Consider the following 11,050-nt stretch of genomic DNA (forward strand, 5'->3'; position numbering starts at 1 on the left):
TAGCGCCGGGCATGCCCGGCGGACGTCGTGTCTCAGCGCAGCGGCGAGGCCAGCACCGTGATCTCTTCGCGGTCGTGGTAGAGCTGCTTGGCACGCACCACCAGCGGCTTGCCGGCCTGCTCCTGGAACAGGTCCAGGCACAGCCGGGTTTCGTCCCAGCGCTTCTTCATCGGCAGTTTCAGGTTGAAGATCGCGTGTTTGCACCAGCCTTCGCGGAACCAGGTGGCCATGCGCTCAGCCACGCGACGCGGCTGCTCGACCATGTCGCAGACCATCCAGTCCAGCGGCTGGTCCGGGTGCCAGTGGAAACCATCGGCGCGCAGGTGCTCGACCAGGCCGGTGTCCAGCACATGCTGGCGCAGCGGGCCGTTGTCGATGCTCAGCACGTGCATGTGCTGGCGGGTCAGCACCCATGTCCAGCCACCCGGTGCGGCGCCAAGGTCGGCCGCGCGCATGCCGGGCCTGGCCAGCTGTTCGCGCTCTTCCGGGGTCAGCAGGGTCAGCAGCGCTTCGTCCAGCTTCAGTGCCGAGCGCGAGGGCGCTTCGGGCAGCAGCTTCAGGCGCGGGATACCCAACGCCCACGGTGCGCTGTCGGCCGGGTCGGCCACGCAGACGAAGGCATGGGTGCCATCAACGAACACCACGTGCAGGCGCGGCAGGCGCGCATTGGGCTTGTCGGTCAGCTTGCCGGCCTTGCGCAGCGCCGGGCGCAGCGCATTGCCGAAGGCGCGGGCCAGCCCGGACAGCGGCTTGCCCGCATCCGAATCGGGGTGTTCCACCCACAGGTCGCCGAAGCGCGGCGCATCGGCCAGCACTTCCAGCATCGGGGTGATGCGGTCGGCCGGGTCCAGCTGCGGCAGTTCGGCCAGCACCACCAGCTTCTGCCGGGCGAAGATCAGTTCGCGCCAGCGCAGGCGCGGGGCCAGCGCCGCGGCTTCGTCGCACATGAACAACACGTAGCCATCATTGCGCTGGGTGCGCGCATAGCCGGCAAAACCGGTTTCGCCGGCACGGAACTGCAGTTCGCCGGCCAGCTCGGGCTCGAAGCCCTGGCGGCACAGGCACAGCAGGCCGATGCCTGCCTCAGTAACGGGCGCCATCACTCTCTCCATAGGCACGCAGCACGCTGCGCGCATCATCACGGTTCAGACCCTGCACGACTTCGATGCCGCGCTTGTTGAGCTCGCCGACCCAGTCGGCGGGCAGCGGGCCTTCATCGAACGGGGTCAGTTCTTCCACATCGGCCGCGCTGGCGCCGATCAGCAGGCGGTCGATGCCGGCCCATACGGTCGCGCCGTAGCACTGGCAGCACGGCTGCGAACTGGTGGCAAGGGTGATCGGCGACAACACGGCATTCAGGCGCGGGGTCTGCAGGCGCTGTTGGGCCAGCATGTAGGCCATGTTCTCGGCATGCGCCAGCGAGGTCGCATGCGGCACCACCCGGTTCACGCCGGCGGCGATCACCTTGTCTTCCGGCCCGAACACCACCGCGCCGAACGGGCCGCCGCTGGCGTGCTCGATGTTCAGCCGCGACAGCGCGATGGCCAGCGCGACCTTGGCCTCATCGCCGGGATAGCGACGATCCAGGTCGATCTGGTCGTGGATCCAGGCAGGCAGGGTCAGGTGGACTTGCGCGTACAGCATCGCGGGGTGCCTCGTGGGGAAGATGAAAAGGTGCGGCGGGTTCGGAAACCGGCGCGCAGTGTAGCGGCAGCCGGGTGCACCGGGGGTGTCTGCTCAGTCGTCCAGATCGGTGCGGACCACCACGTACTGCTTGCGGAACTCCAGCCCGGCCTGCGGCCAGCGTGCGGCGTAGGCGCGCAGCAGGGGCAGGGCAGCGGGGAAGTCGTGGCCGTTGACGCGGCAGTCGGCCTCGCACTGGCCGTCCGCATCGCGCGAAGCGAACAGGCGGATGCCGAGGAACTGGCGGGTCTTCAGCAGGTCGTTGAAGGCGTCCAGGCTCCGGGTGAACAGGCAGCACGGGCAGGAGCCGTGGTCGTCCTCGCTGCAGGCGGCAGCGTCGTCGGCCGGCTCGCCGCGATAATGGGCCAGCGGGCCCAGCACCACCGCGCGCGCCAGCGGCGTTCCGGTTTCCTCGGCGCCGTAGCGCAGGGTCAGCATCTGCAGCTCGGGCGCATCGTCGGCACCGATGGCGGCCTGCAGGGTGGCCAGGTCGACCCGCACCCAGTTCTCGAAGCCGGACAGCGCGGCGTCCTGCTGGCTGTCGCCGGCGGCGTGCTGGTATTCGAACAGGCCATCGGCGAAGAGCTGCGGATGGCGTGCCTCGATCACCGTGGAAGTCTGCCAGCCGCCGTTGTCGCGCGGCTCCGCGCCCACCGGGTGCGGGCTCAGGCGCAGGCCGCTGTCCAGCACCAGTTCGTCACCGTCGAGGGTGCAGGCGATGTCACGGCCCAGCAGCACCTGCTGCAGCAGCGGAAGAAGGGCATTGGCGGAAGCGGTCATGTCGAAGGGCCTGCCTGGAGCGGTGGGTGGACAGCCAGGCGGTGCCTGGCATCAGCGAAGGGCGTCGAGTTCGGCGCGATATCGCCGTGCCTCGGACTGCTGCTGCGGGTCATTGCCGTGCTCGCGCAGCCAGGTCTCCAGCTCGCGGCGATAGTCGGCGCGGAACCCGGCGTTGTCCGGGCTGAAATGCAGCTTGCGCGCGGCCACCTCCACCCGTTCGCGCGCCCGTGCGCGGGCCTGGGCGATGCCATAGGGCGACTGCTCGGTGAGGATGACGAAGTTGCGGGCAAATCCGTTGACGTACTTGACTGCAAACGGTTGGTTGGCGCCCGGGATGCGGATCGCATTGCTCAGCGGCCACAGGGCTGCCGTATCGGTATGCATGACCGTTTCGACATCGCGGCCGTCGGCCGTATGCAGCACGACCTCGTAACGCCAGATGTACTGTTCGTTCAACTGCGAGCTGGTCTGTTCAGCCCGCACGATGATGGCCTCGCCTGGCTCGCCGGCCAGGTTGAGGAAGGCCGCGTTGGCAAACTGCCCGACGATCATGTTCAGCAGGGCCAGAGGGAACACGACCAGGGCGAAGCCAGGGCGGCGGCGGCGCCACGACACCAGGCCGATCAGCAGCAACGCGGCGAAGAAGACCAGCACCGCGTGTCCGGTCAGCAACCAGAACAGGAAAGACAGGACAGTCAGCATGGCGGCTCGAGAGCGGGCGCCGTTGAGGCGCCCGCCTATCCGATCAGGCCGACCAGGTGTCGCGCAGGGTCACGCTGCGGTTGAACACCGGCTTGGCTTCGGTGTGGTCGCGGCGGTCGGCGACGAAGTAGCCGGTGCGCTCGAACTGGAACGACTGCTCCGGGGTGGCGCTGGCCGCGGCCGGCTCGACATAACCGGTGACGGTGCGGCGCGATTCCGGGTTGAGGTAATCGCGGTAGGTCTTGCCTTCCGACTCGTCGTCCGGGTTCGGCACCGAGAACAGGCGGTCGTACAGGCGGATCTCGGCCGGCACGGCGTGCACGGCGCTGACCCAGTGGATGGTGCCCTTGACCTTGCGGTTGGCACCTTCCATGCCTGGGCGCGATTCCGGATCCAGCCAGCCGCGCAGCTCGGTGATGGTGCCGTCGGCGTCCTTGATCACTTCATCGCAGCGGATGATGCCGGCGCCACGCAGGCGCACTTCGCCGCCTGGCACCAGGCGCTTCCAGCCCTTGGGCGGCACTTCGGCGAAGTCCTCGCGGTCGATCCACAGCTCACGCGCGAACGGCACCTGGCGGCTGCCGAAGCTTTCGTCCTTGGGGTGGTTGCTGAAGGTCAGCTGCTCTTCGTGGCCTTCGTCGAGGTTGGTCAGCACCAGCCTCACCGGATCGATGACGGCCATGCGGCGTGCGGCGGCGCTGTCGAGGTCCTCGCGCAGCGCGCCTTCGAGTACGCTGAAATCGATCAGCGAATTCTGTTTGCTGATGCCCACGCGCTCGGCGAACAGGCGCATCGCCGCCGGGGTGTAGCCGCGGCGGCGCAGGCCCTGCAGGGTCGGCATGCGCGGGTCTTCCCAACCGTCCACCAGCTGTTCGGTGACCAGCGCCATCAGCTTGCGCTTGCTCATCACCGTGTAGTTGATGTTAAGGCGCGAGAACTCGATCTGGCGCGGCTTGGCGGCTTCGCGCGGCAGGCCGGCGTCGACCAGCGGCTGGGTCAGCGCATCGTCATGGGCGAAATCGACGTTGTCCACGCACCAGTCGTACAGCGGGCGGTGGTCTTCGAATTCCAGCGTGCACAGCGAGTGGGTGATGCCTTCGATGGAATCGCCCAGTGCATGCGCGAAGTCGTACATCGGGTAGATCGGCCACGCGTTGCCGGTGTTCTGGTGCTCGACGTGCTTGATGCGGTACAGGGCCGGATCGCGCAGGTTGATGTTCCCGCTGGCCATGTCGATCTTGGCGCGGACGGTGCGCGCACCGTCCGGGAATTCACCGGCACGCATGCGGCGGAACAGGTCGAGGTTTTCCTCGACGCTGCGGTCGCGCCACGGCGACGGACGGCCCGGCTCGGTGAGGGTGCCGCGGTAGGCGCGCACTTCCTCGGCCGACAGGTCGCAGACGTAGGCCTTGCCCTGCTCGATCAGCTTCTCGGCGGCCAGGTAATAGGTCTGGAAGTAATCCGAGGCGTGGCGCAGCTCGTTCCAGGTGAAGCCCAGCCAGCGCACGTCGTCCTGGATGGCGGCCACGTACTCGGGGTCTTCCTTGGCCGGGTTGGTGTCGTCGAAGCGCAGGTTGCAGACGCCGCTGAACTCACCGGCCAGGCCGAAGTTCAGGCAGATCGACTTGGCATGGCCGATGTGCAGGTAGCCGTTGGGTTCGGGCGGGAAGCGGGTCTTGATCGCCTGGTGCTTACCGCTGGCCAGGTCCTCGCGCACGATCTGGCGGATGAAATCGCGCTTCTCGTGGCTGTCGGCGGGGGTCTCGGGGCTGGCGGGGGTGTGCTCGGACATGAGTCGGCGAAAGAGAAAGGCAGAAAGACCAACAGTTTAGCGCGTCATGGGCAGGGTTGCCCGGTCCGGGCAGGTAGCGCCGGGCCATGCCCGGCGAGTGCGGCGGCGCGATTCAGCCCCCGGGCGTATGCTGGACCCCTGTCCCGAGGAGCCGCCCATGCACATCGTGTACAAGGCCGACAATCTGTTCGACGCCCACCTGGTCAAGCACGCGCTGGAGGATGCCGGCATCCCCGCGTTCGTGTTCGGCGAGCAGCTGCTGGGCGGCATGGGCGAGCTGCCGCTGTTCGGCGTGCTGCGGGTCGGCATCCCCGACGTGGCACGGCCGCAGGCCGAGGAGATCATCGCCGCGCTGGACTTGGGCCAGAGCCCATCCGACCCCATTTCACACGTAGACGATTGGGCCGGACAGCCGGCGTAGGAGCGCATCATGTTGGGAATCAGCCAGGGCATCCTCGGCATCGGGGCCTTCAAGCAGCGCCTGCCGCGCCCGGAAGAGGCGCTGCCGGGCCGCGACCAGCCGCTGCCGCTGCACAGCAACCAGCACTTCGTGAACAGCCATCCGCTGAAGGACCGCTTCGCCGGCCTGCAGCAGATCCGCTTCGCGCTGGGCTGCTTCTGGGGCGCCGAGCGCAAGTTCTGGACCGAGCCGGGCGTGTACAGCACCTCGGTCGGCTATGCCGGTGGCGTCACTCCGAACCCGACCTATGAAGAGGTCTGCTCGGGCCTGACCGGCCACACCGAGATGGTGCAGGTGGTGTTCGACCCGGCGGTGGTGAGTCTGGAGCGGCTGCTGCAGCTGTTCTGGGAAAGCCACGACCCGACCCAGGGCATGCGCCAGGGCAACGACACGGGCACCCAGTACCGCTCGGCGATCCACGCCACCGATGAGTCGCAGTACGCGGCGGCGCTGGCCAGCCGCGAGGCTTACCAGACGCAGCTGGACGCGTCCGGCTACGGGCCGATCACCACCGAGATCGTGTACCCGGCGCCGGAGTACTACTACGCAGAGGATTACCACCAGCAGTACCTGGCGAAGAACCCGAACGGGTACTGCGGGATTGGTGGCACCGGCGTGAGCTGCCCGATCGGGCTGGATGTGGAGGCGCCGCGCTGACGCGCGGAGGTCCGCCTGCGGCGGGCAGAAGCCAAAGCCTGGTAGAGCCGACTGTTAGTCGGCTGAACTACAAAGCGGCTCTGGGTTGCTGATGGTTGGGCGGGACGGGGGCGGATGGCAGGACACGCCGTGAACCCATCCATGGGGGCTCGTAGGCGCCATGGCGCCTGCGGTCCTGCCAGCAAGAGCATTGGGTTACTGACGAACTGATGGCAAAGAAAAAGGACGCAGCCTTCGCCGCGTCCTTTTTCTTTTTCTGCTTCCTGTAGAGCCTAGCCGTGCTCGGCTGCGAGCAAGCGAGCGCGCGACCCCGCGGTTGCTCTTCTTTCTTTCTTCCGTGGCGGGCGGCCACCGGAAACTGTCGAAGGCAGGGCGGGTGGGTCGTGCAGGGGCGTGAGCCGCATGGATGCGGCGACCGAGCTTACATGGACGTACTTGCAGCGTCCCCTGCACGGCCCACCCGCTCTGCCAACCGCATGACCCGCTCTTCGCGACCAAGCCCCCCGCCACGAGGGGCTCAGCCGTTCGCCGCAATCACAGTTCCGAGCGGATCCGCTCGCGCAGCGCCTGCAGATCCTTGGCAAACGCATCGATACCCGTCGCCAGCTTCTCGGTCGCCATCGGGTCCGCCGCCAGATCCGCCGCGAACTTCGCCGCGTCGATCGGAGTCACCGCCACGCCGTCGGCCGCACCGGCCACCAGCTTGCGCGGCAGTTCGCCGTGGTCGGCGTCCAGCTTTTCCAGCAGGTCCGGCGAGATCGTCAGGCGGTCGCAGCCGGCCAGCGCTTCGATCTGCGCGGTCGAACGGAACGAGGCGCCCATCACCACCGTCGGCGAACCGCGGCGCTTGAACTCGGCATACACGCCGCGCACGAACTTCACGCCCGGGTCTTCGTCGATGTTGGTCGGGGTCTGGCCGTTGGCCACGTACCAGTCCAGGATGCGGCCGACGAACGGCGAGATCAGGAACGCGCCGGCTTCGCTGCAGGCCAGGGCCTGGGTCGGGTTGAAGATCAGGGTCAGGTTGCAGTCGATGCCCTCGGCCTGCAGGATGCGCGCGGCTTCCACGCCTTCCCAGGTCGCGGCGATCTTGATCAGGATCTTCTCGCGCGGCACCCCGGCATCGGCGTACATCTGGATGAACTGGCGGGCCTTGGCCACGGTGGCCCCGGTGTCGTGGGCCTGGTCGGCATCCACTTCGGTGGACACGCGGCCCGGCACCAGCGTGCTCAGCAGCGCGCCGACGCCGATGGTCAGGCGGTCGGCCACGGCGTGCACCACGGCTTCGCGGTCACCGCCCTGCTGGCGGCCCCAGGCCAGTTCGCGTTCGATCAGCTCGGCATAGACCGGCAGGTCCAGCGCCTTTTTCACCAGGGTCGGGTTGGTGGTGCAATCCACCGGCTGCAGGCGCTTGATCGCGTCGTAGTCACCGGTATCGGCGACAACCACCGACAGTTCGCGCAGCTGGGACAGTTTGGACGGGGTACTCATTACGGCTCCTGGTGCAGGTAAGTCGAATCGCGCGCGGTGCGCAGCGGTCATCAGGGACGGTCGTTGTGGACCGCAGTCACGCGCAGGCGCAGCTTGCGGCCGCCGGGCGCGTTCCAGTCGATGCTCTGGCCGATGGCCAGGCCAAGCAGGGCACTGCCGACCGGGGCCAGCACGGAAACCTTGCCTTCATCGACATTGGCTTCGCGGGGGAAGACCAGGGTCAGGACGTGCTTCTCGCCCGACACTTCATCTTCGCACTCCACGCGCGAATGCATCATGACGATGCCTTCGGGAATCTGGTCCGGCGCCAGCACGGTGGCCCGGTTGAGTTCTTCGGCAAGCACGAGCGCGGCAGGCGTCTGGCTCAGCGCAGGCGAATCGAGCATGGCCTCGAGGCGGTCCATGTCGAAGGTAGTCACCGTGATCGACGGCGGGGTGATGGATGGCGGCAGGCCGCTGGCGGTGTTCATGGTGGTGCTCCTTGATTGAAAGCCATGCAAAAGGCGGCACCACCTGGCGCCGCCTGACTGTATTGTGGGGACAAATGCGGCCGGAATCGACTCCCGCCGCGACGCCAGCCCGGCGCCGCTGGATCAGCCGTTCAGCAGCGGGCCGGACAGGTCCGGTGCCGCGCCGGCCGGCACGCCCTCGGCATCGAGGGTGAACAGTGCCTGCGGCAGGCGCTTGAACTGGTCGGCCAGCTCCAGCAGGAAACCGTGCATGGCCGAGCTGCGCCGCCAGACCATGGCGATGCGCCGGCTGGGGCGGCCTTCGCCGGTGAAGTCGAGCAGGCGGATGTTGTTTGAACGCGGCACCGGCGGCTGCACCGACAGGCTCGGCAGCAGGGTGATGCCGACGTCGGCGGCGACCATCTGTCGCAGCGTTTCCAGGCTGGTGGCGCGGAATTCGGATTTCTCGTTGGCGCCGAACAGCCGGCACACTTCCAGCGCCTGGTCACGCAGGCAGTGGCCATCTTCCAGCAGCAGGAGCTTCTGCGTGGCCAGTTCCTGCACGTCCAGGTGTTCGCGGCGGGCCAGCGGGTGGCGCCCGGACACGGCCAGCAGGAACGGTTCCTCGAACAGGAATTCGGCATGCAGCTGGTCGTCGATCACCGGCAGTGCCAGCAGTGCGGCGTCCAGCTTGCCTCCGCGCAGGCGCTCCAGCAATACGTCGCTCTTTTCCTCGACCAGCAGCAGTTCCAGTTCGGGGAAGCGGTCGCGGATGCGCGGGATCACATGCGGCAGCAGGTAGGGGCCCAGGGTCGGGAAGATCCCCAGGCGCACCGTGCCGGCTTCCGGGTCGCGGCTGCGTCGCGCCGCTTCCTTCAGCTGTTCCACTTCGGACACGATCACCCGAGCCCGCATCGCTGCTTCCTGTCCGGCCGGGGTCAGCATCACCTTGCGCGGTGCGCGTTCCACCAGCGGCACACCCAACTCTTCTTCCAGCTTGCGGATCTGGGTGGACAGCGTGGGCTGGCTGACGAAACAGGAGGCGGCAGCCCGGCCGAAGTGCCTGTGATCGGCCAAGGCAACCAGGTATTTCAGATCGCGAAGATTCATCGTAAGACCCCAGGGGTAACGGACCGGCTTACCCAGCAGGTAATGGTGCCCCCGATACCCTGGGAACGAATGATCAGGCTGCCTCGGCCACCGCGCCGCTGCCCTTGCTCACGGACGAACGGATCAGGTGGTCGAAGGCGCTCAGTGCAGCGGTGGAACCGGCGCCCATGGCGATGATGATCTGCTTGTAGGGTACCGTGGTGCAATCGCCTGCGGCGAACACGCCCGGCAGGTTGGTCTGCCCGCGGTCATCGATGACGATCTCGCCACGCGGCGACAGCGCCACGCTGTCCTTCAGCCATTCGGTGTTGGGCAGCAGTCCGATCTGCACGAAGATGCCTTCCAGTTCGACCCGGTGGGCATCGCCGCCAACGCGGTCCTTGTAGACCAGGCCGGTGACGCGGCTGCCATCGCCGAGCACTTCGGTGGTCTGCGCGCTGGTCAGCACGGTCACGTTGCCCAGGCTGCGCAGCTTCTTCTGCAGCACTTCATCGGCGCGCAGGCTGGAATCGAACTCCAGCAGGGTCACATGCGACACGATGCCGGCCAGATCGATGGCCGCTTCCACGCCGGAGTTGCCGCCGCCGATCACCGCCACGCGCTTGCCCTTGAACAGCGGGCCGTCGCAGTGCGGGCAGTAGGCCACGCCCTTGTTGCGATACTGGTCCTCACCCGGCACGTTCATCTGCCGCCAGCGTGCGCCGGTGGACAGGATGATCGAGCGCGACTTCAGCACCGCGCCGTTTTCCAGCTGCACCTGCACCAGGCCGTCTTCGCCGGCCGGGACCAGCCCGGTGGCGCGCTGCAGGTCCATGATGTCCACCTCGTACTCGCGCACGTGCTGTTCCAGCGCGGTGGCCAGCTTCGGGCCCTCGGTCTCCTTCACCGAAATGAAGTTCTCGATCGCCATCGTGTCCAGCACCTGGCCACCGAAACGCTCGGCAGCGATGCCGGTGCGGATGCCCTTGCGCGCGGCGTAGATGGCCGCTGCGGCGCCGGCGGGGCCACCGCCGACCACCAGCACGTCGAAGGCGTCCTTGGCGGCGATCTTCTCGGCGTCGCGCTTGCCGGCGTTGGTGTCCAGCTTGGCCACGATCTGTTCCAGGGTCATGCGGCCCTGGTCGAACACTTCACCGTTGAGGTACACGGTGGGCACGGACATGATCTCGCGCTTCTCCACTTCGTCCTGGAACAGCGCGCCGTCGATGGCCACGTGCTGGATGCGCGGGTTGAGCACGGCGGCCAGGTTCAGCGCCTGCACCACGTCCGGGCAGTTCTGGCAGGACAGCGAGAAGTAGGTCTCGAAGCGGTAGTCGCCTTCCAGGTTCTGCACCTGCTCGATCAGCTCGGCGGTGGCCTTGGCCGGGTGGCCGCCGACCTGCAGCAGGGCCAGCACCAGCGAGGTGAACTCGTGGCCCATCGGCAGGCCGGCGAAGGTCAGGTGGATGTCCTGGCCCGGGGTGCCCAGGTCGAAGGACGGCACGCGGCCCTGGCCGTCGCTCAGGATCTGCAGCGAGATCTTGTCCGACAGGCTTTCCAGGGTCTGCAGCAGTTCCAGCATTTCCTGCGACTTGGCACCGTCATCGGCGTGCGCGGTGATCTGGATCGGGCGGGTCACGCGCTCCAGATAGGTCTTCAGCTGCGACTGCAGGTTGGCGTCCAACATCGTCTTCTCCTGGCTTCAGGCAAACAGGGGGCGTGGCACCGCTGTGAAAGATAGCGGACCAGCGAGGGGGTAGGGGTGAACCCAAGGCAGCAGAGACAGCTGTGGAAGGGGCTGGCGAGCGATGGCTTGCTTGCTCGGCTGCCTTGGGTTCACCCCCACGCCGGCGTGGGGCCGGCACGGGGATGAGGGGCGCGGGGGGGGGGGGGGGGGCGGGGCGGGGGGCGCGGGGATTAAGTAGATGAACCCAGCGACGCACCCGC

General features: G+C 67.6%; 11 protein-coding genes. 2 read left to right on the forward strand and 9 right to left on the reverse strand.

The window, feature by feature from the left end; genetic code table 11:
- Positions 1–32: 32 nt before the first annotated feature.
- The 5 genes from rlmM to AC1VXD_RS16705 all read right to left on the reverse strand — a co-directional run bounded on the left by rlmM (position 33) and on the right by AC1VXD_RS16705 (position 4,957).
- Positions 33–1,100 carry a 23S rRNA (cytidine(2498)-2'-O)-methyltransferase RlmM gene (gene rlmM, locus AC1VXD_RS16685; protein WP_482992975.1) on the reverse strand — a complete coding sequence of 356 codons (1,068 nt, stop codon included), beginning with the start codon at positions 1,098–1,100 and terminating at the stop codon, positions 33–35.
- Positions 1,084–1,644: a nucleoside deaminase gene (locus tag AC1VXD_RS16690; RefSeq protein ID WP_482992976.1), complete on the reverse strand. Its 561-nt coding sequence runs from the start codon at positions 1,642–1,644 to the stop codon at positions 1,084–1,086. The genes rlmM and AC1VXD_RS16690 overlap by 17 nt, the downstream gene beginning before the upstream one ends.
- A gap of 93 nt (positions 1,645–1,737) precedes the next feature.
- Complete coding sequence (locus AC1VXD_RS16695; RefSeq protein ID WP_482992977.1) at positions 1,738–2,463, reverse strand: DUF6348 family protein; 726 nt, start codon at positions 2,461–2,463, stop codon at positions 1,738–1,740.
- Between the two features lie 51 nt (positions 2,464–2,514).
- Positions 2,515–3,165, reverse strand: a complete 651-nt coding sequence (locus AC1VXD_RS16700; protein WP_482992978.1) for a hypothetical protein — start codon at positions 3,163–3,165, stop codon at positions 2,515–2,517.
- A gap of 43 nt (positions 3,166–3,208) precedes the next feature.
- Positions 3,209–4,957 (reverse strand): glutamine--tRNA ligase/YqeY domain fusion protein, encoded by a 1,749-nt coding sequence (locus AC1VXD_RS16705; protein ID WP_482992979.1) that lies wholly within the window; start codon positions 4,955–4,957, stop codon positions 3,209–3,211.
- A 157-nt stretch (positions 4,958–5,114) separates the two neighbouring features.
- Here AC1VXD_RS16705 and AC1VXD_RS16710 point away from each other — a divergent pair, with 157 nt between their 5' ends.
- Both AC1VXD_RS16710 and msrA read left to right on the forward strand, forming a co-directional pair.
- Positions 5,115–5,378 carry a putative signal transducing protein gene (locus tag AC1VXD_RS16710; RefSeq protein WP_482992980.1) on the forward strand — a complete coding sequence of 88 codons (264 nt, stop codon included), beginning with the start codon at positions 5,115–5,117 and terminating at the stop codon, positions 5,376–5,378.
- Positions 5,379–5,408: 30 nt separating this feature from the next.
- A complete protein-coding gene (gene msrA / locus AC1VXD_RS16715) occupies positions 5,409–6,074 on the forward strand; it encodes a peptide-methionine (S)-S-oxide reductase MsrA (protein WP_482992985.1) in 666 nt (221 codons plus the stop codon).
- Between the two features lie 534 nt (positions 6,075–6,608).
- Here msrA and AC1VXD_RS16720 read toward each other — a convergent pair.
- From AC1VXD_RS16720 to ahpF, 4 genes are all read right to left on the reverse strand, one after another.
- Entirely contained in the window at positions 6,609–7,565 is a 957-nt protein-coding gene (locus AC1VXD_RS16720) for a transaldolase (RefSeq protein ID WP_482992981.1), read from the reverse strand.
- Between the two features lie 50 nt (positions 7,566–7,615).
- Positions 7,616–8,035 carry a nucleoside diphosphate kinase regulator gene (rnk, locus tag AC1VXD_RS16725; RefSeq protein WP_482992982.1) on the reverse strand — a complete coding sequence of 140 codons (420 nt, stop codon included), beginning with the start codon at positions 8,033–8,035 and terminating at the stop codon, positions 7,616–7,618.
- Positions 8,036–8,158: 123 nt separating this feature from the next.
- Positions 8,159–9,124 (reverse strand): LysR substrate-binding domain-containing protein, encoded by a 966-nt coding sequence (locus AC1VXD_RS16730; RefSeq protein ID WP_482992983.1) that lies wholly within the window; start codon positions 9,122–9,124, stop codon positions 8,159–8,161.
- A 73-nt stretch (positions 9,125–9,197) separates the two neighbouring features.
- Positions 9,198–10,790, reverse strand: coding sequence for an alkyl hydroperoxide reductase subunit F (gene ahpF, locus AC1VXD_RS16735; RefSeq protein WP_482992984.1), 1,593 nt, complete (start codon positions 10,788–10,790; stop codon positions 9,198–9,200).
- Between the last annotated feature and the right edge of the window lie 260 nt (positions 10,791–11,050).

The sequence above is a fragment of the Stenotrophomonas sp. STEN054 genome (genome assembly GCF_056854535.1).